At 45.6% G+C, this 25,672-nt stretch carries 21 protein-coding genes; all 21 read left to right on the top strand.

Annotation, left to right across the window (positions count from 1 at the left end; translation table 11 throughout):
* Positions 1-634 (top strand): glutamine synthetase (locus NTZ10_03815; GenBank protein ID MCX5749355.1); only part of this gene is annotated, 634 nt, incomplete at its 5' end.
* 3 nt (positions 635-637) lie between these two features.
* Positions 638-1,063 (top strand): ribose 5-phosphate isomerase B, encoded by a 426-nt coding sequence (gene rpiB / locus NTZ10_03810; GenBank protein MCX5749354.1) that lies wholly within the window; start codon positions 638-640, stop codon positions 1,061-1,063.
* The gene (locus tag NTZ10_03805; protein ID MCX5749353.1) at positions 1,060-2,088 is read left to right on the top strand and encodes an NDP-sugar synthase; all 1,029 of its coding nucleotides are present in this window, start codon (positions 1,060-1,062) and stop codon (positions 2,086-2,088) included. Before rpiB ends, NTZ10_03805 begins: the two co-directional genes overlap by 4 nt.
* A gap of 69 nt (positions 2,089-2,157) precedes the next feature.
* Complete coding sequence (locus NTZ10_03800; protein MCX5749352.1) at positions 2,158-2,289, top strand: hypothetical protein; 132 nt, start codon at positions 2,158-2,160, stop codon at positions 2,287-2,289.
* 54 nt (positions 2,290-2,343) lie between these two features.
* The gene (locus NTZ10_03795) at positions 2,344-2,526 is read left to right on the top strand and encodes a hypothetical protein (protein MCX5749351.1); all 183 of its coding nucleotides are present in this window, start codon (positions 2,344-2,346) and stop codon (positions 2,524-2,526) included.
* Complete coding sequence (locus NTZ10_03790; protein ID MCX5749350.1) at positions 2,527-2,733, top strand: hypothetical protein; 207 nt, start codon at positions 2,527-2,529, stop codon at positions 2,731-2,733.
* 9 nt (positions 2,734-2,742) lie between these two features.
* A complete protein-coding gene (locus NTZ10_03785) occupies positions 2,743-3,021 on the top strand; it encodes a hypothetical protein (GenBank protein MCX5749349.1) in 279 nt (92 codons plus the stop codon).
* 77 nt (positions 3,022-3,098) lie between these two features.
* Positions 3,099-4,856: a hypothetical protein gene (locus tag NTZ10_03780; GenBank protein ID MCX5749348.1), complete on the top strand. Its 1,758-nt coding sequence runs from the start codon at positions 3,099-3,101 to the stop codon at positions 4,854-4,856.
* Positions 4,857-4,958: 102 nt separating this feature from the next.
* Positions 4,959-5,258, top strand: coding sequence for a hypothetical protein (locus NTZ10_03775; GenBank protein MCX5749347.1), 300 nt, complete (start codon positions 4,959-4,961; stop codon positions 5,256-5,258).
* A 104-nt stretch (positions 5,259-5,362) separates the two neighbouring features.
* Positions 5,363-5,686 carry a hypothetical protein gene (locus tag NTZ10_03770; GenBank protein MCX5749346.1) on the top strand — a complete coding sequence of 108 codons (324 nt, stop codon included), beginning with the start codon at positions 5,363-5,365 and terminating at the stop codon, positions 5,684-5,686.
* 44 nt (positions 5,687-5,730) lie between these two features.
* Positions 5,731-8,796, top strand: coding sequence for a hypothetical protein (locus NTZ10_03765; protein MCX5749345.1), 3,066 nt, complete (start codon positions 5,731-5,733; stop codon positions 8,794-8,796).
* A gap of 166 nt (positions 8,797-8,962) precedes the next feature.
* Positions 8,963-9,721 carry a hypothetical protein gene (locus tag NTZ10_03760; GenBank protein ID MCX5749344.1) on the top strand — a complete coding sequence of 253 codons (759 nt, stop codon included), beginning with the start codon at positions 8,963-8,965 and terminating at the stop codon, positions 9,719-9,721.
* A 17-nt stretch (positions 9,722-9,738) separates the two neighbouring features.
* Positions 9,739-9,945, top strand: coding sequence for a hypothetical protein (locus tag NTZ10_03755; GenBank protein ID MCX5749343.1), 207 nt, complete (start codon positions 9,739-9,741; stop codon positions 9,943-9,945).
* Positions 9,946-9,959: 14 nt separating this feature from the next.
* The gene (locus NTZ10_03750) at positions 9,960-11,606 is read left to right on the top strand and encodes a hypothetical protein (GenBank protein ID MCX5749342.1); all 1,647 of its coding nucleotides are present in this window, start codon (positions 9,960-9,962) and stop codon (positions 11,604-11,606) included.
* Position 11,607: 1 nt separating this feature from the next.
* Positions 11,608-12,648 carry a hypothetical protein gene (locus tag NTZ10_03745; protein MCX5749341.1) on the top strand — a complete coding sequence of 347 codons (1,041 nt, stop codon included), beginning with the start codon at positions 11,608-11,610 and terminating at the stop codon, positions 12,646-12,648.
* 61 nt (positions 12,649-12,709) lie between these two features.
* Positions 12,710-12,913, top strand: a complete 204-nt coding sequence (locus NTZ10_03740; protein MCX5749340.1) for a hypothetical protein — start codon at positions 12,710-12,712, stop codon at positions 12,911-12,913.
* 106 nt (positions 12,914-13,019) lie between these two features.
* On the top strand, positions 13,020-14,357 hold the full coding sequence (locus NTZ10_03735) for a hypothetical protein (GenBank protein MCX5749339.1): 1,338 nt from the start codon (positions 13,020-13,022) through the stop codon (positions 14,355-14,357).
* A 52-nt stretch (positions 14,358-14,409) separates the two neighbouring features.
* Positions 14,410-14,634: a hypothetical protein gene (locus tag NTZ10_03730; protein MCX5749338.1), complete on the top strand. Its 225-nt coding sequence runs from the start codon at positions 14,410-14,412 to the stop codon at positions 14,632-14,634.
* Positions 14,635-14,644: 10 nt separating this feature from the next.
* Positions 14,645-14,941, top strand: coding sequence for a hypothetical protein (locus NTZ10_03725; GenBank protein MCX5749337.1), 297 nt, complete (start codon positions 14,645-14,647; stop codon positions 14,939-14,941).
* Positions 14,942-15,008: 67 nt separating this feature from the next.
* Positions 15,009-16,178, top strand: a complete 1,170-nt coding sequence (locus NTZ10_03720; protein ID MCX5749336.1) for a hypothetical protein — start codon at positions 15,009-15,011, stop codon at positions 16,176-16,178.
* A 234-nt stretch (positions 16,179-16,412) separates the two neighbouring features.
* Complete coding sequence (locus NTZ10_03715) at positions 16,413-25,625, top strand: hypothetical protein (GenBank protein ID MCX5749335.1); 9,213 nt, start codon at positions 16,413-16,415, stop codon at positions 25,623-25,625.
* Positions 25,626-25,672 lie beyond the last annotated feature (47 nt).

Below are 25,672 nucleotides of genomic sequence, written 5' to 3'. Positions count from 1 at the left end.
CGTGAACGGATCGGGAATGCACACTCACCAGAGCCTGTTCGATAAAAAAGGCAATAATCTTTTCTATGACGCGAAAGACAAATATAAACTTTCAAAACTCGCGTACCATTACATAGCCGGACAGCTGCATCACGCGAGGGCGATGAGCGCTGTGCTGGCGCCTACGGTCAATTCATATAAAAGGCTTGTGCCGGGCTATGAAGCTCCTGTCTATATCTGCTGGGCTCAGATCAACAGGTCCGCGCTTATAAGGATACCGAGGTTCTCTCCTGGAAGGGAGCTGGCGACCCGCGCCGAGCTCCGGTGCCCTGACCCGAGCTGCAATCCGTATCTCGCGTTCGCAGTGATGCTCAAGGCCGGAATGGATGGCATCAAGAAAAAAATGGTCATTCCTGCTCCGACGGAAGAGGATGTATACGAATTTGACGAGGAAAAACTTAAGAAAAGGAACATAAAAACGCTGCCCGGATCATTAAAGGAAGCCTTGGATGAAATGGAAAAAAGCCAGATCATTAAGGACGCGCTCGGAGATCATACTTTCAAAAGGTTCCTTGACGCGAAGAACGCCGAATGGGACGATTACCGGATCAAAGTGACCCCTTGGGAGATCGACAGGTATTTAGAGATCCTGTAAGCCATGAAGATCGCCATTGCATCGGATCACGCGGGGTTCGATCTCAAGGAAAAGATAAAGACCTTCCTCCTGAAAAAGAAAATTCGCGTCAGGGACTACGGAACATTTTCTTTAGGACCGGTAGATTACCCCGTCTATGCAAAAAAAGCCGCGTTGTCCGTCTCTTCAAAAAAAGCCGACAGGGGCATCCTTGTCTGCGGCAGCGGGATAGGGATGAGCATGGCAGCCAATAAAGTCAAAAAGATAAGGGCTGCCGCGTGCGAAAGCTTCCATACCGCGAAGATGTCAAGAAAACACAATGACTCGAACGTGCTGTGCCTCGGAGCGAGGCTGCTTTCAGCCAAAAAAGCCCTGAAGATCGTTGATATATGGCTGAAGACAGGTTTTGAAGGCGGCCGCCATTTAAGAAGGGTCAGACTACTCGGATGAAAGCATTCATTATGGCCGCTGGCGTCGGGACACGCCTTGAGCCTCTTACACTTGCGATACCTAAACCTCTTGTCCCCATATGCAATGTCCCTGTAATGGAATACAATATCAAACTGCTGAAAAAACACGGCATAAAAGATCTAACCGCCAATCTCCATTATTTTCCCGAACAGATACAGCACTATTTCAAGGACGGTTCGGGGTTCGGGGTGCATATAAATTACTCGTTCGAAGAAACGCTTCTTGGAACGGCCGGCGGCATAAAAAAAATGGCCGTGTCGGCACATCTTTCCGACAGGGAGTTTATCGTCCTGAGCAGCGATGTTTTGATGGATATCGATCTTAAGAAGCTTATTTCATTCCACAGAAGAAAAAAAGCCCTTGCGACGATCGCTTTGACCAGGGTTGAAGACACGTCTGAGTTCGGGGTCGTGATACGCGACGCGGACTGTAAAATAACAGCGTTCCAGGAAAAACCGAAAAGAGAGGAAGCTCTGAGCAATTTTGCAAATACCGGAGTTTATATTTTTAACCGTGAGATACTTAAAATGATACCGAACGACAACTCATTTGATTTTGGAAAGCAGCTTTTTCCGGAATTGGCGGCAAATAATATGCCTTTTTACGGCATGGAACAGGCCGGCTACTGGAAGGATATCGGCAATATCCATAATTACAAGACAGCAAATTTTGACATGCTGAAAAAAAAGAAACGGCACGGCAGTGACCGCGTCCTGGCCGGACGCAACTGCAAAATAGATCCGAGTGCCCGTTTTGAAGGTAATGTCATAATAGGTGATAACTGTATTATCCGCGGAAATTCCTTGATAAAGGACACCATAATATGGCCTGAAACCGTTGTGGACCGCGGGGTCGAGATAGACGAAAGCGTAATAGGCAGCTGGTGTTATATCGAGAACGGTACCGTCATCGGAAAGGACAGTATCATAGCCAGCCGCTGCCGTATAAGAGCGGGTTCAAAGATCCCCGCGTCAAGTTCGTTTTTGCCGGACCGCGTGATCTAACCGCAACTGCGCCACTTTTTCCTTGATCCATGCAAGTTAATACCGTGATGTTCCGATAAATTACTTGATATGGATAATTGTAAATTGGAGTTCCCGGAATGGTGCGACGAGAAGGTCATCGAGGCGATCATGGAGGTCATCTCGGAAGCGGAGAAGCAGTCCGAGGCGAAAAAGGAAGAGCCGGCGGTGAGCGGCAATTGAAAACACTGCAAGTTTTACGTCATATAGAACGAACAATATATTGAGGAAACAATAATGGCGGCAAGAGTAGACATAGATACAGTTAACGCTCAGGTCAATTCGATATTGAACGAGTTGAAGATGTCTTTCGTCTCGCCAAACACGAACGTTTCGCTTCCGGTCATGAGCAATATTCAAGTGTCAACCCCCGAATTGGATGTCATAAAAGACGCTTTAAAACAGGGGAGTAATAAATAGATGACGCAAGGACAACCGGTAAATCAAGGTTCAAAAGGCCTCGCGACCCAGCTGCGGGACGCATACGAGCAGACCGCGCAGGAATTCCTGAAAGGTAATAATGCGGGGACCAACGTGGCGGGTGCTGAAAAAACAAATCCAGCCGTGAATTCTGAAGATGTGAACATGCTTTTCAATAAGAACATGACATTGAATGTTGTCGTATAGGATAAGACCATGAACATCATCAACCCATATTTTTCATCCAATTCCGTCGATGCGGGGAAAAACCACAGTACGAGCCGGCCGGCAGCCAACTCGGGCGCTTTTCTGGAAGCGGTCAAGAACGCCGGGTTCGGGTTCCTGGCTCCCGTGTCAAAGAACGCAGGCAAGGACAAGAGTGATATAAAAAGACATAAGCAGGAAAAAGGTTCGTATAGCAAGACTGATACCGTATTTGATCTCATAGGCAGGGTTGAATCGGCGGAAAGGAAAAACGGGTTTCTTGAAAGATGATCAATATCTATGCAAGTTACATGAAAACCGTTCCGATAGATAAATAGAGAATAAAGAACGGCTGATCGGAGAAAATAATGGCAGCGATTCAAAATCCGGTAACAATAACAGACGGCAGTGATACAGGAACAACTGTAGATTGTTCTGATTTTACTACTGCGACTGCAGATCAATTCATGTCAGCCGCGGATTTTGATGCCATGGACAGTGCCGACGGATTTCAAGACGGAATAGTAACCGAGAACGGATTCAAAGCGTATCTTAGCAGCAACAACATTGATCCGAGTGATTACAGGGTTGGTACGACAAATTCAAATATTGCCACATCATTCAATACTGTAGCCAATCCCCTAAAACATACAGGGACAAATATAACCTCCGATGATCTTAAGATAACCAGAGACGAATGGACTTCTTATCAACTTCCTAAATTGACTGTCGCAGGTTTATTTACCAACATGGACTTTACTACGATAGACACGAACCATGACGGGGTAATTAACGCAAGCGAATGGGCCGCTACAACTAACCCTTTACATGCTAATACGACATTATTCAATTATCTTGCAGCAAGAAGCGAAGCAGGTGGATATGTAATTAACGCGCAAGGGTTGAATGCCTTTGTGGCTGACGCAGCAAGATTTAACAGCGGAAATTATGGCTTAGCCGATATAGTAAGGATATTCAGATCGTCCTTGGACGCAAACGGGAACGGAGGCATAAAAAATTCCACATTGACCAGTTTAGGGATCACGGCAGCTAATATAACCAGATTTACAAACTCGAATGCAAATCTGGCACTTGGAACAGCAAAAATAATTCCATTAGCAGCAAGCCCGACCATAGCTCAAAATCTGGCCTTTACTAACACAATAAACACTTTCTATAAAAATACCTGGAATAGCGATCAGGTATCAAGTGCTGATTTTACGATGTTAGATGCCAATGGAGACATGAAGATCTCCAAAGATGAATTGTATGACTTTGTCAGCACGCTCGGAATAAATAAGACACGCGCAGAATCAGATCAAATGTTCGACGATATAAGAGGTACCGATGCGGATATAACTTTAAGTCGTTGGAATATACATGTTAACATAAACAACACTAACAGAGCCAATTGGAACCAGGGCATATTTACTTCCGCGGATTTTGGAGCGATTGACGTGGATGGCGACGGGAAAATAAGTATGAGCGACTGGGTAGGATCAAACCTTCCGATTACAAATCTTACCGGAACATTAAGCCGCCTTTATTCATATCTTAACAGCGGTGATAATACAATTGATATCAACAAATTCATGTTCGCGCTTACGGATACGAATAGCGACGGAGTGATCGATTTTGCCACGGAATGGAGCTCGGTTATTGGAACTAGTCCTGCACCCGGAATCGTTAACTCTCAGAATCTTCTCGGATGGAACTGGATGAGAGATGGAGTTAATGTTTTGGCAACGCCCCTTACCAATGACGGCGTAATGACGCTTGCTGAACTGGTGGCGGCCAATCCTTACGGTTTGAATCCTTTACCTACTACTACAAGCGGGAGCTTAATTTCTCAGGGCCAAAATATGATCTACGGCATATACCAGAGGGTACTGGCCCTCGATACGCAGAATAACGATGTGGCAAGGGGCCTGGCCGGCAAATCGGCCAGTGTCTATCTTCCGGGTCTGGGCGTTTATATTGACGCTTCGGACGGACTTGACGCTAGCGAGCTGTTCCAGGTAGGGCAGTCAAGCAACATCATAGAGACCACGATCCAGGCTCTGACGCTCATACCGCAGAAGCTGGATGCGATAGCAAAGGCCATGCTGAAATATGCTCAGCCATAAGCTATATTTAACGCAATATTCCATGCAAGAATTCCCAGGCGGTTACCGATAAGTAAATAGAAAGGCGATGACGAAGTAATAAACGAGAGGGGGTGAAAAAAGATGACAAACTCAATAGCAGGAGTCGTAGCAGATCTGATCGCAAATGACAAAGGGATAGAAGATGTAGCATGTGCGATGGTAGCCAATGCACCGACAGACGTAATGCTTCCGAACTTGTATGACAACAACGGCAATAATCTGCACATCACATTAGGCAAAGGAACGGAAGTGGGAGCAGCGCAATTGTTCGTGATAGGAACAGCGGCAGCCAGAACAGAAGTAAAAAGCTCAGCGGATGCAATAGCCGAAAAAGAAAAACAGACGATGCAGAAGAACGCTCTGAGGGATGCAAAAGGTTAATCGGGTATAGCTTGAGAGAACAAGGATATAGGGGTGTCTTGCAAAACGGGGCACCCCTTAAGATAGATAAAAAGGCAACATGAAAGACGTTAAAGGAGAATGAAATGGTACTCGACTCTATAAATGATCAGCTTTCTATATCAAGTGCCCAGGCAAAACCAGGGAATCTTTCTACCACATCATTCGGTTTCAAGAACCTTTTTATTTATTTGTACGATGCGCTGAATAAGGTGTCGATGGAAATGGCGGACCCGACCACAAAGTCCATTGAGATAAACGGCATAAAACTTGACGACAAAAGTTCCGCAGCAGCTTTATTCGTCATCAACAGGTATACCAGCCAGCTCGAGTCGATCAACACCATGGCCATGGACCTGCTTACAAAACAGGGATCATTCCAGGATTCGGTTTCAAAGCTGATCGGATAATGCGAAGTCCCTTTAATAATAAATAAAAAGGTGAACATCAAGCAATGAGTTACGACAATCCTCTAGAGATCAAGCCGCAGATGTGGCTCCCCATCTCGTCAGAAACTCCGGAATACGGGCTCGAGAATTTGCTTTATAATGAGACCACGCCGCGCGGCAAGAGATGGCTGAGTAACAGGTACAATTTCCTGCTTAACATGATGAAGTTCATCCCGCGCGCAGAATCAGAGATATATTCATCTAACTATGAGGATGGAACATGGGCGCCATATGAGTTTTGCACAAGTACAAATGTAAATACAACAGCTGGCCATCCGTTTACTACAATTTTTACAGGTTCTGATTTTACTGACGCCTGCTCTGGTGCTGGTTTTGAACGACATGGCACGGATTTATTTAACGCCTTGAAAAATTTGGGTTATCTTGATAGCAACGGCCTCTTAAACGTTCAAAAGTATAAAAATCAAATTTATAGGGTTTATAAGGATGAATTGATAGCTGGAGAAGAGTTTTCACGCTGGTATGGGGGATTATCCGATTATGATAAAAACAAATTAGCATCAGCGATATGGGACAAGCTGGGGTCCGGCCCGCAACATGATCCCGTTGGTCAGCCGGGTTTCGGAAAAAGGCATTCCCAATCATCAGATGATGGCGTAGTTGACTTTCTCGGAGCAGGAAAAGGATCAGAATTCCCATTTAACTTTACACCAGCATTCTGGGATTTCAATCCAGTTAAAGAAACCGATACAAGAGTTGATTTTCTTGTCGGAAAAGGAGACCTTTCAAAAAACCAAACTGCCTATGGCATGAGAAACGATGGATCTATAGTTGCTACAGCATTTCCCGTATATGCGGCTTCGGAAGACGCGACAGACCAATATACATATCTTTTGAATAATTCGGGCGGGGATTATAAAACTACAATAAACAATTATCATCCGGTCGATTACAACAACTTCTTCTACGGTTCGAACCCTGCCATGCTCAGAAATTGGGACGGGCCCTCCGGAACGGAGCTTTCAAAACTCGACCTTCCAAATCTGGCGGACTATTCAAGTTCATTTACCAACGCGGAATCATTTTTCAACGGGTATTCATCGAACACGGATTATTCCAAATTCAACGGCGACCAATATAAGGTGGGTGCCCCTTCGTTTTATGAGCTTGCGATGGACCCGAGCGCCCCGTGGAATTTTGATAACAGATATGGGGATAAAGCATATACCAACCCAAATAATTGTTCTGAAGATTCTTGGTGGACGACAGGGAGAGAGCCAAATTTTGAGTCCCAAGCCGCATTCAATATAGCTGTGTTATTACTTGAATCGCGGAGAAGGTATTTTGCGGGGATGACCGAGCTCTTCGGCCCGCATTCACAATATTACAATATGAGCTGGTATAGCCAAAATATCGGCTTAAATAATATATATAATGGCGCTTCTGATGACAAGCCGACTACAACTTATAATGGTTCGCTCGACAACGCCATGATCAAGAGCTTTGATAAATGGATGGGCGACTATCACAGGGGGGATACCGAAAGTTCAGCTGATCCCTGGACAGGGAAGGAATCCGGGGATTACAACAAGACGTTTCTGCAGACATTCTCACTGGCGCAGCACAGGCTTTCCCAGTGGATCATGGACTTCGGTCCCATGAGTGGGAATAGTTTGGGTGGGGGCTGGTATTCCACGACCGATTACTACAGGCTTTCCAATTTCAGAAGCTGGCTGAGCACAAATCTTACAAATTATTATAACAATTCTCCGATGAAAACTTTGCATGATAAATACACAAGCTCTGGTTGTGCCGGCGCAAGCGTATTTACACCTTCTACAACTCCTCCAACACAAGAACAAAAAGATACCTATAACACATATACAACCAACGTCAATGCTTTTATAACTTATTATGGAGCTAATAAAAACGAGCTTAAACTATCAACATATTATCTTGATGCGGATAAACAAGTATGGATACCAGATACTTCTCCTGCTGGAGGATATTGGATCGGCGTCAAGACCGCCATGGACGCTCTTACTGCAGACCTGCCGCCTGCCGAGACAACCACAACCACGACAACAGATGTAACAACATATACAACAACAACAACAACAGATCCTGTTACTGGCAGAGTGACAACAGTAACAACGCCAGTAACAACACCGGTAACAACAAGTACTACTGGTGCTACAATGGATGCTGCTAAATTGCGTGACTACGCGACTAAGATCAACAAATACATGACATATATGGATCCGGCCTTCGATGAATTCAAAGGTGAATTGACGTATACCGATACTTCCACAGCAACACACTCGCGGCAGCCTGCTTCATTTTGGGGGGGCAGGTCATGGGATACCACAGCTGGTAATTTCATTTCAAATATCGGAGTATTTGAAGACGACAACTCCAATTTGGCTCCGGCAGGAGCATCTCGTTACTCTTATAATATAAATTATGATGATGCAAGACACCCATATGGCAGCAAACCTTCGGACATAATAAATAATGTTTATACGAATTATTGGGGAGGAGGCAATCCTCCTTACGACGGATATGTTCATTACGCTTCTTCATCGGATAAGCAAGGTTACGGATATCTAAGCGGACAGCATCATTTTTATTCGATCGGACAACAAATAAATAATTTGAACGTTATGAATCTGAATTCTGCAATGGTCCGAATAAATGTCGAAATGGGCGAATATGCCAAGGCTAATTTCTGGAGAGGAACAATTAATGCCTATGGAGGGTATGATAATCCGGGTGGTATACAGGATTATGGCTGGACTGCCGTCCAGGCCTCAAAATATATTTGGATGACGCATGAGGTCGGAGCACTGTATGAAGCTGAAACATACGGCTTTATGAATGAGTTAATGGGAAACAATATAGTCAACTCCCAGAAGCATAGAGAGTACGAAAGGAAGATGCAAGAATACAAAGAAGGCAAAAAAGAGAAGGAAGATGACGAGAGGGATGACAAAAAAACCGCGGCAAAGCAGGAAAATGATAAGAAGCAACAAAATAACGCCTCATTCTCTGCTTTGATGAAAAAAATCGCGCAACAAAGACAAAGCGGATCCAAACAAAAATCCAAATAATCTGCAACTAAATGCCGATAGCATATATTTGGCCTCATTGAGTAAATTAATTACTTCTTTTTTATGCAAGTTTGTACTTTTCAATTACGATAGATATATAGCATATGAACATACGCGCATTGATGTTGTTTTGGCCTGCTTTGTTATATAACGGAAGGTGTTTTTAATGAACACGGGCACCAGCACTAATCTCGACGGAACAAAGCTTTACAACAAGGCTATGATGGAACAGCTTCTTGCCAGGAAACAGGAAGCTCTCCAGAAGCCCCAGCAGAACAATGCTCCGAAGGTAACGGACAGCGCCCCTGTGATCAAATGGACGGTCGAGGAAGTGGACGGAAAACTCACCCTGAACGCGCTGCCGATATCGTCGGACGTGGACGTGTCTTCGGTGCAGACCGAGGGAAGCGTGAAAAGGCCGGATGTCCTGAACATGTTCGGCATAAAGATAGACCTGAAATCAAAGGTGGACTCGTTCAAGGAAAATTACATGAAGAACTTTGTGCTTTCAAGGTCGCACAACCTCCTGGTGTCGAAGTTCGCCGAAATGAAACTGTCTTTTTACGGGACGATGCTGTCGCTGCTCGGGACCAGCTGCCAGGAGATCATACAGATGCAGAGAAAAGCCACTTCGAACGCGATCTCACAGAATAAGATACTTTTTGAAGAGAACGAATACACTTCGGAACTGCTCAATATAATAGGGGGCCCGAGAAAATACGTCAAGACGCAAAAAACGGTCATCTCCGAGATCAGGAAGCAGCTGATCACGCAGTGCGAAAGGCTCGGACTGACCGAATATTTCACGAAAGAAAAAGTGCTCGAGGTACAGACCGAGCAATGCAAGAAGATATCGTCCAGGCTGCTCGAGGAAAAGATGGGGATCGAATACCAGCTTTCGATGTTCGACCACGGGATCTGCTGAAAGGGAGGGAACGCGCGATGCAGGATCAGGAACAGGACAGGTTATCAAGGGGCGACCTGGCCCTAAAACTTATCAAGATAAACGCTTTTTTGATAAAGGCGGAACGCCGCCTTGAAATGCACAACAAGACGCTCGAAAAAATTATCAAAAAAGCGGTCGCGGAACAGTCTAAGATCGCCGCCGAGATCAGGAAGCTGAAAGATAAGAACCACAGGATCTCTTAAACGGGGGAAATGAAATGTCAGTGAACATACTCAACAAAGCGGCAAGCCAGGAAATGGCGGCCATAGCCAATAACGCCCTGATATCCGGAGTTGCGGGCGATATCAAGGACAAAAACTTTACAAAAAGCAAGTACGACTCCGCAAGGATCGAGGAGAACCTCATGCAGGTGCTTGAGGCGGAGAACTTCGGCGAGGAAGGCATGTCCGTGCTAAGAGCGATAGTCAACAAGGTAGCAGGCTCGGGGATAATACTGGCCGGCAACCCGCTTGATCAAGGACAGAAGATAGGCGCAAGGGAAAAAGAAGACGCGCCGAAAAAGGCCGGGGAGGAGACAGAAAAAGACTCCGTGGAGGTCGGCAAGGTCATCATCAAAAAGACAGCCAGCCGCATAGCCAACAGTTTTAACCTGAACAACGGTTCAAACTTTGCCGACAACAAAGAAGCCCAGACCCTTGTCGAGCAGTATTCGGCCGCTTACTGCGAGTTCCTCACTAACAACAAAAAAACGACTCCCGAAAAACTGGTGAAGCTTGAAGCCGCGCTGAAGGAAAAAGGCCTGTCCGACAAGGATATGGCCGGACTGCAGAAAGAGGCAAGGGCAGCCATCAGAGCCGATATCTCGGTGAAGATAAAAGAGACCCTCCTTATGCGCGAGCTCTCCGGGAGCAAGCTCGAAAGCGCCTTTTTCGAGCAGGCTACCCACAGCATTCTTGAAAACTCCTTCTTCAACGAGAAGACGGGCGGATGGGATTTCGGCGGGTACAACGACAACCTTCAGGGGACGGTCGATTCCGCCGGCGAAAAGGTCAAGGAGGAGCTGTCAAAGTTCGCTCTCGAACATCTTGAAGAAAAACTGATAAGCAAGATGGTAAACAAGGACAAATCGAGCGATGATATTACCCCGATACTGAATATGCTGAAAAAAACCGGCACCGATATCGATAAATGGGCAAATAAAGTCTGGAAAGACAGAAAAGAGGACCTCGGGTTCAATCTGATAGATGTTCCCGTCGGAAACGTAGGCCTGCAGGTAAATACCAGCACCGACGATCAGAGCGGAGGAAAAAAAGAAAAAGGCGAGTTCGAATACACCAAAGATGACGAGAAAGAGATACTTGTGAACAGGATGCGCGGGCTTTATATGAAGCGCCTCCTGAAAAACGACCTCAGGACGTACCTTACGACCAGCTTCGAGATCAGGAAACTCAAGAACGGGCTGATGGCCCTGTCCGTATACACGAGAGAGCTCGACGAGAAGATAGCTTTTGAGGCGGAGATCTCCGCTAAAGAAAAAGTCGTGGAGATGATAAAAGAAGCCCTGCTAGAACGCGCTACGCTGTATCACCTGCGCGGCCCGGCCTTCAAGCTTGTCGAGAAGAAAATGAAAGGCCTTTTGAAGAACGCGGCCCGTCTCGGCATAGACATAAGCGAACCGGAGTTCGAGAGCCTGAAGTATAACGCCAACAAGAGAATGATCGATATAGTCCGGAGGCAGATAGAGGTCATGAACGACATGCTGACGAGAAGAAAGAACAACAATATCTTAAAAGAGATATCAAAACTGCGGCTAGTCGAAAAACGTTTGATCGAGGAGACAAGCAGCGGTCCGGAGCCTGATAAGATCCCGGTCGAAGGCTCCGAACATCTGGTGGAGGCATAACATGGTTTTTCAAGTAGATTACAAACAAATAGATCAAACTAAGATATTAAATCAAAATCAAACGCAGGCAACAGGTCAAGATATTCCCAATGCTGACCGCAGCAAAACAGGCGCTATCGTCTCAAATTGGATGAAAGATAAAAATCTAAATGACGGCAAACTAAAAGACAGCGGAATAAAAAACAGGGCAGAACTTGAAGCATTTTTAAACAAAACAAATTTTGCCGATAAAAATCAGGCAAACCTCGCATTATCGGCCTACTTGGAGATAAAAAGGGCCTCTTATGGGAAAGTAAAAGATGTCGAAATATTGTTTCGAAACGGCAAGTTTAATAAAGATAACGCTTGGATCAGAGTGATCGGCAACATACCCGGCAAACAAGGCCAACCCGGCAACGCAAATGCTGTCTTGAAGGAATTCGCGTGCCAGCTCACAGAAGAAAAAGCCCAGGAAAATATAAAAAATATAATAAATAATATAAACGGGGAGATCAACGTCGCACAGTTTGATGACCAGACATCAGACGATGAAACAGACGGAAGTATAGAAGATATAATTGATGGCGGAGTATTATTCGGTATAAATGAAGACTATTTAACGCAGGCAATAAACACCTGCATGGAGTCCTGCAATAGAATTTCAGAAAATATCATAGAACAGCGGAGACAATTAAACGAGGAGCAAAAAGAACTTGACAAAGAGTTTTATAAGAAAAAGACAATGGAACTGCAGAATGCAGCCAAGTCCATAAAAAACCTAATTAAGAAACTGGATGACATGAAAATGATAGCGGCCATAGTAGCTGCCTCAAACAACCTTTCGATGGAAATGAGGTTGGGCAAAATTCTCGAGATCAATACATCTCTGGAAAAAATAGAAGGCAGCATCAGCAGCGGCAAGGCAGGGACAAACGAAATAAATGACAAAATAGATAAGGTGAATACGTCGGTGGATGAGTTAAACAAGACATTGGACGGACAGGGGGATCAAGAAGTCGAAAACTGGTTAAAACACATGATATTTGATATTTTAGGTAAATAGTGAAATTCCATGCAATTTTGCATATATTTGATACGATAGATATATAGAAGGGAGAAAAACAATGGTTGAAGCAACACAAAGAGTTGGACAAACAAAGTCGGCTGCCAAGGAAACACCAGCAGAAGTATCTCAAGCAAGCATGAAAACTAGGAGTCAACTTGACAAAGGAATAACGAAAGCAGCTATAGATGAATCCACAATAAGAGTTGCAATGGGTCAATTGGAGCAAGCTGTAAGAGATTTTTCAAAGGTAAGTATTGCTTGATATTGGGCAGAGCTGTCAAATGAAAATATTTAGATCTTTTGATCTGACCGCTATGACTGTAGACGCAGTTATGATTTATATTTAGGGGAACGGACAAAGAGGTATTATGGGTACAGGTTTAATCGGGGTTGATCAAACGTGTGACATGTTCAGGAACATGGAGGGAATTGCAAAATTCACCCCGATATACTGGTTGGGAATGGGAATAACAAGTTTGTTTAAGTCTTCAGGATTAAAAGCCAAGCAAATACCAGATCAAAATGATGCTCCAAGCAAACAAGCAAGAGCATCAGAAGCAACGCGACCTGAAGCACGACCAGCTGTTCAAACCGCAGGTAAAACGATTGAAGAGCCGACAACTGCAAGTAGACCGCTTGCAAAACCGGCAGTTGCCAAAATATCAGAAACAACAGGAACAAGAGATTTGCAATCAGCTTTTCCCGTTTCAACTGTTATGGGTTCCGGGAATGATCCAAAATCGACTGACGCGCAGGCAAGGATCGTCGCGGCAAGTTTCGGATGGGAAGAAAAACAAGCGGCCGATCTTGTATCCGGCGTAAAAACGATCCTGTCAGATGAAGGCAAGTCAAGTAAAATAAAAATGAAAGAGGTCAATGATCTACTCGGGAAATATAACCTCGGAAAGTTCAACCCTTATTCGTGGAATGCTTTTTACGGAGATGACCGAATCGATGGGGTGTACCGCAACCACGTGACACCCGACGGCTTCTGGAACACTGTGATCATAACCATGCAGAACGGCCCCGGGAACATGAGCCAAGATAAGTTCAATCAATACGTGAAGCATATGTCGTTCACCGTCTATGACATAAACAATTCCAGGCAATCCGCGATGAACATCAACGCATGGACAAGTTCAGAAACCGGTAGAGAGATCCCAAAAGATAAACGTGATATTTACAGCAGAAAACATGTTGAAGAAGCATTAGACAGGTCTATCGATATGCTGGATAAGATCATTAAGAGAGAGGTCGGTGCTGATGAAGAAAAGAAATATCATCGTAAATTAGCATTATCCATATCTGTCTATGAGGACCTGTCCGATGATAAAAAAGACAAACAAACCCTCGGTTCTATTAAGTCATTTCTTGAGCGGGTAAGAAGTGGCAAGGATCCGAACGTGAAAATTGATACATTTTCCGCAGCGATAAACGCAAAGATAATAAACCTTGTCGAAAAACAGCTTGTCACGGATGAAGATCCGTCCGGGCTGGAAAAACTGAAACAACTGAAAACTGCAATCGATCTGGGCGGCTCGGGAGTCGAAAAATTCTGGAATAAAAAGTTCAAGGATACAGTAGATAATTATTATGAAAATACCTTTAACCTGGTAAATTATAACATTTTCAGTAAAACAGTGGCCGGTTCTAGGCAAAGTGATAAGAGAGGCGTTTCAGTCCTAGATGCTCAACGGGGATCGTAAGGAGGATAATATTATGGGCATGGATATGGATCCGATCAATGGGACAATATTTATGGCGGGAATCAAAGGCAATGGTGGCGTGCCGGCAAAAACGGAGGATAGCAAATGGCTTGCTCTTGCGAGCCTGACAGAAGCAATAAAACAGTTTGGACAAGTAAAAGGAGCCTTTGAGACAGTGAAGAATATCCAGAGATTGGCGGGCTTCGATAAGACGCCACTCCCTGTGAACAGAGTAGGGATCGCATCTTCGGATGAAGGAACGGGAAGGGTAGTGTAGGAGAAAAACAATGACATATATATATATACAAGCTAAACAACAAGGATCACCGCCAATACAGAAATTATATGGCGAACCGGGACAGGCAAGAGTGGCACAGGCAAGATTAGATATAGTAAATAGCGCGGCAGCAGCAATAGCGAACATGCCAGAATTAGTGATGAATGGTTTACAGGCAGTCGTGGAAAACTATTACCAAGGTAAACTGAATAATAGCCTTCCTGTCATTAAAGACAAAGAAATGACGCCTGAACAGGCAAAGAAACCGGACAAAAGCAATATATTCAGTCCAGATAAGCCGGTTTAGTAAAGAAAATTAGAATATAATGAAATTTCGCGATCTTACCATCGATATATAAATAGGGAGATAATATATGTTGCCCGATCCTGCGCTTGTTAAAACCGATCCTAAGATACAGGAAACCGGGAACGGCTTAACATCGCGTACAACGGCAACGCCAAGAACTGTCATTACACCTGTTCCCGACCTATCAAGACCTGCTTACAGGGTACTCGGTTCTTTTACGCAAGAACAGGAAAAGTTCCCTTTCGCGACTACGGAGCGTTTTTCTTTTATGATCGACACTATTTCCTATATGAGACCTTTTGCCGTAGGTCGCAGCTATCTGTCGGAAATGAAAAAACACCAGGAAGCCATTCTTAATTTCAGGAAACAAGAAGGTGAAGGAAATAACGGTGCAACAGAAAACCGAATAAGAACAGAACAATCATTGAGAAGATCAAAACAGGATTTTTTGGGATATTGCGGGCATAATGACGATTCTATAAGTTTAAAAGAATTACTATCATCTTATCACGCTCAAGAATCCGGCTACAATTCTCAAATCGCAGTCCAGACCGAAATAATCCTGAAAAACCATAATAAACAATATGTGATCATAGTCATCACTGGTGATGCTGAGGCCATCAAAAAGATGAATGATATGCTTAATGCAATGCGAGAAAAGTTTAAAGACAAGCAACCGGCCAGATCGATGATCGAAAAAGAGATCACAGCATGCGGGGAGCAGGCAACCAAACTTATATCTATCGCAACAGAAAATGACATTAAAATTGATCCCGCTTTATTGGAGCAGATGCGCGCCATTTCAGCGACACCGATCAAGGAAATGCCGCAAATAGCAAAGAACGAAACCGCTGTTGACGCAGACATGCCTAAAGTTATAACAATAATTACAAAAATATGGACTGCGGCAACTGAAGTGTACGAGTCAGCTCTGAGGATGGCTAAAAGAATATTGGCCGGCATTATCGAGGCAAGAAAGGCAGATGAGAAAGAGAATGAAACAGCATATGAGAAGAGGCACGAACAAAAATTAGCGGATTCAAAAATAACGGAAAAGGTCCGTTTAAGGGCACAGGAATTTATGAAGTCACTTGAAACAACTTTCGCGTCGTCAAACGCACGAAAAAGAATGAATGAAGTTTTAACTTATCCAACCCTCAACACACCGGAAGAGATCGCCCGTTCGATAGCAATGGCTATCGGGTCAGATAACAAAGCAAGAAAAGCAAATACCTGAAAATAATCAGCTAATAAATCGCTATTATTTTGCCATTAAACAGCCAAAAATGACCCATTATTCCCCGCAAGTTTTAGCTTCAATACAACGATATATATATAGACCCGTAAATATATATATTATATGAGCACTACAACTATAGATATTCCTGATCAGACAACCCGCACTGACGTGAATGCCAATATCACGGGTCAGGTCAATTATTCCACAACTGTATCAACCTTTGATGCTTTAATGGCAAACACATCAGCTGACGGTGTATCAACTCCATCAGACAACACAGACAGCAACGCAACTGTTTTCGATGCCGAACAACTTGACACTGTTGATACTCAGGGCAACTATGTCGTGAACCAGCCTTTAACCTATGATAACGAAAGCACCGCGATAACACCCGTCAATTATAATTATCAGGTTGCAGAACCGGACGCGGTAGCACAGGCGGTAGAAGGGCTCGGAGCGGAGATCAAGCAAACCCTGGACATACTTCTGGCGGGGAATTCCTCATCGACATGGACAACAGATTACGGCGACGGTTATATCACGCTTGATCCGAAATTCAAAGACTATTATTACAAGCTGCAGGAATTATGGTCGCTGCTTCTCGGTATCGCGATGATCGGCGAAACTAAGGAAAACATCAAGGGCTACATTCTCCAGCTTTTTAAAGGGCCTAAGGAGGCCTCTTCCAGGGACGTCAAATACACTGAGATCATAAATAAAGGCTTCAGGCATGATATGCAGGGGCCAAAGTTCATATTTACCAACACGATGAACTACATACATGATAAAAACAACGCGGAATATGACAGAAAAATGCTGGGCGCGCAAGCTTCCGCACAAGGCGGGTCCTCCAGCTGTATCAATTCACTTCTTGATTTCATCGGACTCGACGCGACGCACAGAGAGTACGAGGAAAAATACACCGCGGCAAAAGAAGCGATCGATAGAGCATTTAAGGACGTGCAGGCCAGTCTGACGGACACTCTTAAAGGCTTCCTCGACGTGGTGATCGAAGAAAGAAAGAGGAGGACCGCCGACCCGTTCGTCAAACTCGAACTGAATTATCTGGACGAGGCCAACCGCCAGTATCTGATGGCAGCAGCCGGCGATAACGGCTACGGGAATAGTTATTACGACCTGAACAAAGACCTGGCATACGCCATACTCCACGGACAAACGATAATCAACGACCTGAGAAAAGCCTATTACATGTCGCTCTCCGTGAAAGAAAAGCTCAAATCCATGATGATCGAGATAATGTCGGGGATAACCTCCGACTCATCAAGATGGAACATGGTCTTTGATTATCTCAAATACACCACGGACGGCGAAAGAACATTATTGCTGGCCAACATAAACCAGCTGCAACTGGAGATAGAGGCGCGCAACAAATACGCCTATTCAGTGTGGGAACATGAAAAAGCAAAAGAAATGCTGGACTCGATGTGGACGGCATTCGGCATCTGCTTGTTCTGCCCCGCACTTTTTTTTGTCGCCAGTTTTGTGGAAAAAATTACCGATGTCATATATCTGTTGACCATCGAGGATTTCCAGTATACACCGACAAGGATCAATTTCGACAATGTCGAGGAAGCATTGAACCTGTGGGGCATCTCGATGAAGTCGATATGCAATAACATCCTCGACCAGCTGGACAAAGAAGAAAACGATCTTATCATGACCGCTTATAACGGGGGCATAATAGGGGTCGGCGACGGGTTCAAAGCTTTGAACGAAGAATATCTGAACAGTATAGGCGACAAGCTCGAGAGCATCGACAACTTAAGAAAAGCGTATATGCTGGTGATGGAATCAAAAGCGCGCCTCGTGATGATCGCCCTTTACGCGGCCACAGGACAAAACCCGCTGGGCGAAGAGCTTCCGGCAGTCGAGGATTCGTTAGTAACCTTAGAGGACGACATGAAGGTGGCTTTTTCCCTCGTCATGCAGAGCCTCAGGGACGAGGTCGAGGAAAACAACAAGGAAAGAGAATGGGAACTTGAAAAAGAAAAAATAATCGGGAGCTTTTTCGCAAATATGCTCGGCTTCATCATAGGCGGTATGATGGGACAAGGTCTTTTTGATGGAATTTATAACATTATGTACCTGCTGGAACACGAAAAGCCGGAACTTTATCATGAAGATGATAAATTTTACGACAATAAAACAGAAAGACGCATCACCGGCAATATGGTCGCGGATGCGATCAGCGATATCGCCACGCAGTACAGAGGCCTTGTCGACCAGCTGACTACCGGGTCCCATATAAACGTGGGCGACGACATGTGGGGGAACGACGCGGCACAGATCACCGCATTATCCGATGAGATGTCGCAGCTTTTTATGCTCGGACTGGGGATGATGCAGATAGAGACCACCGGACAAGAGATCATCGACCTTATGCTCCAGCTGATGGGAAGAATCGGATGGACGGCAAGACATTTCCAGACCATATCGAACGGCCTGAAGTCCATGAACGCAAGATATATGCAGGCACTTCAACTGAAGACGGAACTGGTCCGGGAGAACATAAGCGCGCATAACGCACGGACACAGTGGGAAAAGCAGCTTGACCGGGCAATGACCAATCTCTGGTTCTCGGCAGTGAAGATTATAATGGAGATCGTCGCCGCAGTGCTGGCCTGCACCGGCGTCGGGGCGATCGTTGCCGCCGTCATCATCGCGGCCATCGTCATAATGCAGGCTTACTATAACAAAAAGTGCGCCGAGGAAGACAAAAATTCCGGGTACGGCGACCTCGACAGGTATAAAACAAATATCCTTGACGAGGTCCTGAAGATCATCGACAAACAAAAAGACCAGGGCCGTTTCGACAAACTCTATCAATCATTAAAAGAGATCCTTTCCCAGGCAACGGAAGACCTGATCGTCAGCACGAGCGACGGCTACGTGGGGTTGAACCAAAGCAATTTCTATATCATGAGAAGAGAGATAGACATGGCCTATAACGCCGCGACAGCTTCACAGGAAGTAATGGACTCTCAGAGGAGAATAAGGAACATGGTGCTCAGGTCCGTGGGCGGCATAGCGCTGGATGCCCAGGATTATACGCTGATGGGCATTCAAGCGAGCAAGGAAGTCTCGACCACAGCGCTGCAGCAGCTGTTCGACACACTCCATACCTACGTGGACAGGATGAACCAGATCAGGGATGCCGAGAAAGCACTCGTTATGGCGAACATCATGTTCATCATATCGATAGTCAAGGCGGTCATCTCGATCGTCGCGGCATGCGTTGGAGCTGCCGACGCGGGAGGTGCCGATGCCGGCGGTAATGTCACCACCGGAGGTACCGAAGGTACAACTACTCCCGGATCAAATACAATGGAAAATGCAGAAGGTTTGCCTTCTAAAGATGCTGCGAAAGAAGTGAAAAATGACCCGGCAAAAAATGCGGATACTTCCGGTAAAACACAAGTTCAAGAGAAAGAGGGAAGCGCAGACGGGACTTACCCGGTAGACGGTGGTTTAGAATTCGGCGGCGAAGGTACAACAGGCACATCAGGCACATCAGGCACATCAGAAAGTCAATCCACACAACCAAATCAATCAGAAAAACCTCAAAATGCTAACAAACAAGAAACTGATGCGCAAAAGGAAGCAAGAGAAAAACAAGAAGCAGCGAAGAAAGCCTCACATCTTTTTAATTCTAACGGCGGCGGCCCTCTTTCAAATTTATCCTCATTTTTTAAAGGAAAAGACAGGTTCATGAATATGACAAACTCGAACACCGCTGTATCGACCTGGGCCCAGAAGCTGCTTACCCCGGCAATGGGCGGTAGAGCCGCTTCCTATGTTGCAAAGGCACTTGTCGCTGTATTATTCAGCGATAACCTGGCAAAGATGATAGCAAACGCAATAAACAAGGGCAATGCAAAGAAAAAAGAAGGAAAGAATTTAAATATAGACAGTGCCGGAGGTTCAGCCAATGCCGCGGGAGGCGCAGGCAAAGCCGGCGGCGGCGCGGCCGCAAAACCAAACGTCTTCGCCATGACGGAACAGCTGCAGCTTCAGGCCCAGGTGGACGCGTCAACAGCGATGTTCGACGCTGAAGCCTTTTACCAGCAGTTCTTAAGGGAACTCGATGAGAAAATGACCCTGAGCGGCCTGATAAAGGAAATGATAATGAGCATCGTCAACAACATCGGCAAGTACGACCCGATGGAGAGCGCCGCTAAGGGCATATACAAGGCTGACGGAAAGACCGTGGACCAGAACTTATTGGCAGATGCGAAAAATAACCTGAAACAATTAGGGTACAATACGGACAACTTGACCCAGGCCAATATCGATAAATTTTACAAAATTGCCGGCTCCATACAAAAGCCGGGAAGGGACGAAATGGCCAGTCTCTATGTCAACTCGGGATCTAAAGAACAGATCAACGTAGTCGTGGGCACGGACACAGGGAAACTACCGCAATTTGACACAAAAACAAATACCCTCACAATGCCTCAAGAATTCCTGGATAAATTCAGCAAGGCCAGCGCCAGCGAAAAGCTTGAGATGCAAAACAATTTTCTGAAATCAGAGGGGCAGGCCTTGGCAAAGCTTTACAAGACCGATTCCGCAAACTTTCAAAAGGTCGCCGATGCATTCACCAAGAGAATAATGAATGCCAAAGAGTCTCAAATACTCAAGGCGAGGGACTTGGTGCAGCATCCGCCAAATGTCATATCATTATTAACGTCGAGCAAAGATCAAACCGTCTCTCCTGAAGTGCAGATAAAGCCAGCAGACAGAACAAAGACAACTCGCAGCGTCAATGATATCATACGCGAGGCTTTATCAGCATCCGCGCTTTCCACGATGCCGAATGCATTAAACAATCTGGCCTTGATCAAGCTTATCGTCCCGGAAGAGCAGTATAACAAAACAGCAGCAGAATACGCAAAAATAACACGTTCCAATGTTGAAAATATCAAAAGTGCGGTCGATAAAATAATCGATGACATTTTAACAGATATTGCCACAAGGGTGGAAAAACCGCAGCCAGCATCAAGACCTGTGAGCAAACCTGCAGTCAGAAGTGAAGCGATCAATGTAAAACAAAGCCTGCAGAACGAAGTAATGACGTTAGCGATCGTAAAGCCCGAGGAAGCAAAAGACAAGGTCAACCAGATCACCACAGCCACCGACAAGGCGGTCAAGGCCAACAATGTCACAAGTGCCAGCGAACTATTGTCGGTCCTCAGCACGATCATAGATAGAACGCCAGTATCAATGACCCGATCGGAGAAAGAATCCGTGTCCGTGCTCGAGATGGCTGCAAAAAACGCGCAAAATATGGCCTCCAAGATAGTGGCTAAAGTCTCGACGAGCGAGATATCGGCCTCAGAAGCGGCAAAGATGCTTGAAGTGCTGCCCGCGCAGATGATAGTGCCCGCAGTTAAAGATATGGAGCCATCGCAGGCGGCAATGATCATAATAAGGCTTGAACCGCAGAAACAACAGCAGGTGATCACCGTGGCCAAGGATACAAACCAAGCCGTCAGAGCGGCGGAGATAGCCGAGAGGATCATGAGCAAACTGATGACGCCGGCCGTCAACCAGACACCGGCTGCCGCAAGATCGGATAGATCCAATGACACCGTGCAAACACCAAGAGCTTCAACAGTTGCAATGTCCAGTGCCACTATGCTAGAAGATATAACCTTAGCAGCAGAGATAACCCAAGTACAAACGGAAGTGAACAACGCGACCGCACCCAAAGCCAACAAGGCTGAGATGATGATGTTATCCGCAGCCGTCAGGATAAAGAGGAGCGCTGAAGTCGCTGAGCGGGCATCACTGAACGCACTTGATACCACGACGCAGCTCAATGCATTAAAGAAGCCTATGGAACAGCTTCTGACACAGATAGCGGCAAAGCTACAGCCGACTGAGGCCAAAAAAGCAAAGGAAATGATCTCGGAGATAAAGGGAGCCAGTTTCACTAATACCGAAGATGTTGTTAATTTCATGGATCGTATAAAGGACCTGGCAAGCAAGGCCCAGGTCAATGACAAGGTAAAAGAAGTAATTGCACAAAAGCTGACGCGGGCCAAGGAAGCTGTAGAGAACACCTCCGACAATGTAAAGGCAAAAGAGGTAGCCATCAAGGTAGTTGCCAATATAGTCAGAAACATGCCGGTGGACCAGGTGGTACAGGCAATAAGAAGCAAGCCAAATATGATAGACAAAATGGCAAGGATGATCCCGATCGTCATAGAGCAGTCTGAAAAGCCGGTAAAGCCTGAGAACGTCCAGCAGATAGTGATCGCCCTTGAACAAGTAAAAACATCCGATCCGAGGAACATCCCCGTATCCGTAGCCATAGACAAAGCGATAGAAAAGATCATTCAAAATATGAAAACCGCACCGCAGGCGATCATACAACAGCCGCAGGTCGAAACAACTAAACACCCCGCACCTGCAGTTACCAGACCGCAAGTACAGGAGGAGGTACAGAAAGCCGTTTCGCTGGTTATCTCAAAGGTCGCCGAAGGCAAGATAACTCCTGAAGAAGCGGCCACAGCGCTTAACAACGTTCCTGCTGAAGTGACAGTGAGAGCCATGGCAAAGGCGAGTCCTGAGGCAGCGGCTATGGTGATAGTCAATCTTGAACCTGGAAAACGGCATCAGGTGATCGCTATGGCCAATGAGAAACAACAAGCTATCAAAGCTGTAGTTATAGCCGAGAACACCAGGAGGAACCAGGTATCTCCAGCCGGCATCCAGGCTCAGCCAATCATAATGCAGGATTCATTCAGGAATCCCAGGCAGGTAGAACAAGCCCCGACAACTGAAGCGTCCAAAGAGGTCTCTACTGATGAGGAGTTCACAAGGTTAGAAACAGATATGATAAGGGCGGAGATGAGCAATATGAAGAGTTTGTCCAAGGCCAGCAAGGCGGATACAAGGATAGTATCCACAGTCATCGTCATAAAGAACGGGGCTCTAGCCGCTAAAGAGGCATCCCAAAAAGCCGTTGACCCCGCGACGCAGCTCAATGCCTTAAAGAAGCCAATGGAACAGCTCCTGACACAGATAGCGGAGAAGCTGCCGCAAACAGAGGCCAAAAAAGCAAAGGACATGAGCTCAGAGATAAAGAAAGCCGACTTCACGAACACGGAAAAAGTGGCGAGGTTCATATCTCAGGTGAAGGACATGGCAAACGGTGCAAAGATCAACGAAAAAGTGAAAGAGGTCATAGCACAAAAGCTGACGCAGGCCATGGAAGCAGTGGACAATACCTCTGTCAACGTAAGGGCAAAAGATGCGGCACAGAAAGCGGTGAACGATATAGTCAACAACAAGCCGGTGGAAGATGTTGTGCGGGCTATAACAAGCAAGCCCAACATGATCGACAAAGTGGCAAGAATGATCCCTGCTGTCATAGAACATTCGGAAAAGAAAGTGAATCCGGAGAATATGCAGCAGATAGTGATAGCGCTTGAAGAAGTAAAAGCAGCGGTACCGAACAATATCAGAATCACGGTGGCCTTAGACAAGGCGATAGAGAAGATCACGCAGAAAATGGAAGCTGCTCCGCAGGCTGTTATAGAGCCTCAAGTCAAAACAGCCGTGCAGGCCGCTCCTGTAGTCAATAAACCGCAGGTGAAGCAGGCTGAAAGCATGCCGACCTCATATACACCTGTGAAGGAAGCACAGCATGCACCTCAGGCAATGAACATGAAGCCTACAACGGAAGATAAAGTTGTACAGATGGTGATGGATAATCCCAAAAAGGCAGAAGATGTAATAAACCAGATAATAATAGTAATAGATGACGAGATAAGCGCCAACAACACGGCAGCGGTAAAAGACCTGGTGGCGGTACTTTCCAAGGTATCGACCGACGTGCCCAAGGACATGAATACCAACGTAGTGGTAAGCAAGGCAGAACAGGCTGTACAGAAAGCGGTCTCGCAGGTGGTCTCTAAGGTCATCAAAGGCGAGATGACGGCCACTGAAGCTGCAAAAGTGCTTGATGTGGTGCCGACACAGATGATAGTCCAGGCGGTTAAGGATAAGGAACCCACGCAGGCGGCGCAGATCATATTGAACCTTGAGCCGCAGAAACAGCATCAGGTGATGGCTATTGCCAAGGAGACAAAACAGGCCGTAAAAGCCGTTGAGATAGCCGAGAACATAATGAGGACGACACAGAGCCCTGTAGTCATCAACCAGGCGCAGGCTGCCATAAGGCCTGATACGTTCAGAGATGACAAGCAAGTATCAAGGAGTTCAACTGCTTCATCAGTTACTAACGAAACCAAAGGGGTATTTGATGAAAACGAAATGAAGAAAATTGAGGCGGAGATAAATGCCGATAAAAACAATAAATTAAATAATGAAGACGCATCTATATTAAGGATAGCAATAGGAATAAAGAACAGGGCAGACAACGCCAAAAGGATATCCGCTTCGGGCAACGAAACCGAGGCTCAAATAAAATCGTTGAAGAAACCGATCGAACAGTTCCTTAACAGCATATCGGCTAAACTTGATCCCACAAGCGCGGCAAACGCAAAGAACATCATCTACGGACTTAAACAGAAGAACTTCTCAAAGCCTGAAGAAGCGCAGGATACGCTTACGCAGGTAAAAGCTTTGGTGACCGGATCGAATATCAAAGAAAGCACAAAACAATTGGTGATCAGCAAGCTTGAAAATGCCGTAGAATCACTGCAAAACACTTCAACGAATATTACGTGCAAGCAGGCAGCACAGACAGCACTAAAACTTCTTGAGGGCAACGCATCAAATGACTATATCGCCAAAATGATACTTGAAAACCCGGCAATCGCCGCAAGCAAGATCATCGGCATGATCTCGACCCTTACTGATAAGCCGGATATAAATGTGTCGATGCCAAAGCTGCTTAATCTCGTAAGCACTATATCAAATCTTCCGGGATCTCCCGCGTTAAAGGATGAGACCGATAAGATCATGCGGAAGATGTTCGATCAGATCAATTCCCAGCTGTTCATGACAGCCACTGTAAAGGATCCTGCCGACCAAGACATCGTCAAGCCGAAGATCGAACAGGTCGCGGTGAGCAGCATATTGACATTTGCAACCAAAGAATCTGCCAAGGTAGCCCTTTCTCAGATTATCGCTAATGGGATGGGACCGGAGGAGACGGCTAAATTCTTAAGGAATTTCAAGCCTGAAGTGGCCGCCTATATACTTTCAGTACTCGAGACCAAAGATGCCATAGCCGTCTTGTCTCAACTGGCGTTGGTATCTAATTCCGAATATGTAAAGAAAGCGATCTTAAGAGTGGACAATGACAGCATCGGAAAAGACCTGAAGGCCAAAATAGAAGATATGCTCAACAGCAAGGACAGTAATACTATATGTGCCGGTTCAATAAAAAAAATAGATCCGATAACCGGCGAACCCGACAAAAACGGTAATAACAACTTTATGTGCTGAGCGGAATGCCGTTCTCCTAAATAATACAAACAATGGAAATCAGGAGT

This window comes from Candidatus Saganbacteria bacterium (assembly GCA_026387835.1).
In the GTDB taxonomy this organism is placed as follows: Bacteria; Margulisbacteria; WOR-1; order JAKLHX01; family JAKLHX01; genus JAPLKZ01.
Note: the sequence above shows the minus strand (reverse complement) of the source record. Positions and strands in the feature narration are given on the sequence as shown.

Excerpts from the sequence above, each read along its gene's own strand:
- NTZ10_03745 (MCX5749341.1), top strand. The coding sequence starts at position 11,608 with ATGGTTTTTCAAGTAGATTACAAACAAATAGATCAAACTAAGATATTA.
- NTZ10_03755 (MCX5749343.1), top strand. The coding sequence starts at position 9,739 with ATGCAGGATCAGGAACAGGACAGGTTATCAAGGGGCGACCTGGCCCTA.
- NTZ10_03740 (MCX5749340.1), top strand. The coding sequence starts at position 12,710 with ATGGTTGAAGCAACACAAAGAGTTGGACAAACAAAGTCGGCTGCCAAG.
- NTZ10_03805 (MCX5749353.1), top strand. The coding sequence starts at position 1,060 with ATGAAAGCATTCATTATGGCCGCTGGCGTCGGGACACGCCTTGAGCCT.
- NTZ10_03765 (MCX5749345.1), top strand. The coding sequence starts at position 5,731 with ATGAGTTACGACAATCCTCTAGAGATCAAGCCGCAGATGTGGCTCCCC.
- NTZ10_03795 (MCX5749351.1), top strand. The coding sequence starts at position 2,344 with ATGGCGGCAAGAGTAGACATAGATACAGTTAACGCTCAGGTCAATTCG.
- NTZ10_03785 (MCX5749349.1), top strand. The coding sequence starts at position 2,743 with ATGAACATCATCAACCCATATTTTTCATCCAATTCCGTCGATGCGGGG.
- NTZ10_03780 (MCX5749348.1), top strand. The coding sequence starts at position 3,099 with ATGGCAGCGATTCAAAATCCGGTAACAATAACAGACGGCAGTGATACA.
- NTZ10_03715 (MCX5749335.1), top strand. The coding sequence starts at position 16,413 with ATGGCAAACACATCAGCTGACGGTGTATCAACTCCATCAGACAACACA.
- NTZ10_03760 (MCX5749344.1), top strand. The coding sequence starts at position 8,963 with ATGAACACGGGCACCAGCACTAATCTCGACGGAACAAAGCTTTACAAC.
- NTZ10_03775 (MCX5749347.1), top strand. The coding sequence starts at position 4,959 with ATGACAAACTCAATAGCAGGAGTCGTAGCAGATCTGATCGCAAATGAC.
- rpiB (MCX5749354.1), top strand. The coding sequence starts at position 638 with ATGAAGATCGCCATTGCATCGGATCACGCGGGGTTCGATCTCAAGGAA.
- NTZ10_03725 (MCX5749337.1), top strand. The coding sequence starts at position 14,645 with ATGACATATATATATATACAAGCTAAACAACAAGGATCACCGCCAATA.
- NTZ10_03720 (MCX5749336.1), top strand. The coding sequence starts at position 15,009 with ATGTTGCCCGATCCTGCGCTTGTTAAAACCGATCCTAAGATACAGGAA.
- NTZ10_03800 (MCX5749352.1), top strand. The coding sequence starts at position 2,158 with ATGGATAATTGTAAATTGGAGTTCCCGGAATGGTGCGACGAGAAGGTC.
- NTZ10_03770 (MCX5749346.1), top strand. The coding sequence starts at position 5,363 with ATGGTACTCGACTCTATAAATGATCAGCTTTCTATATCAAGTGCCCAG.
- NTZ10_03735 (MCX5749339.1), top strand. The coding sequence starts at position 13,020 with ATGGGTACAGGTTTAATCGGGGTTGATCAAACGTGTGACATGTTCAGG.
- NTZ10_03730 (MCX5749338.1), top strand. The coding sequence starts at position 14,410 with ATGGCGGGAATCAAAGGCAATGGTGGCGTGCCGGCAAAAACGGAGGAT.
- NTZ10_03750 (MCX5749342.1), top strand. The coding sequence starts at position 9,960 with ATGTCAGTGAACATACTCAACAAAGCGGCAAGCCAGGAAATGGCGGCC.
- NTZ10_03790 (MCX5749350.1), top strand. The coding sequence starts at position 2,527 with ATGACGCAAGGACAACCGGTAAATCAAGGTTCAAAAGGCCTCGCGACC.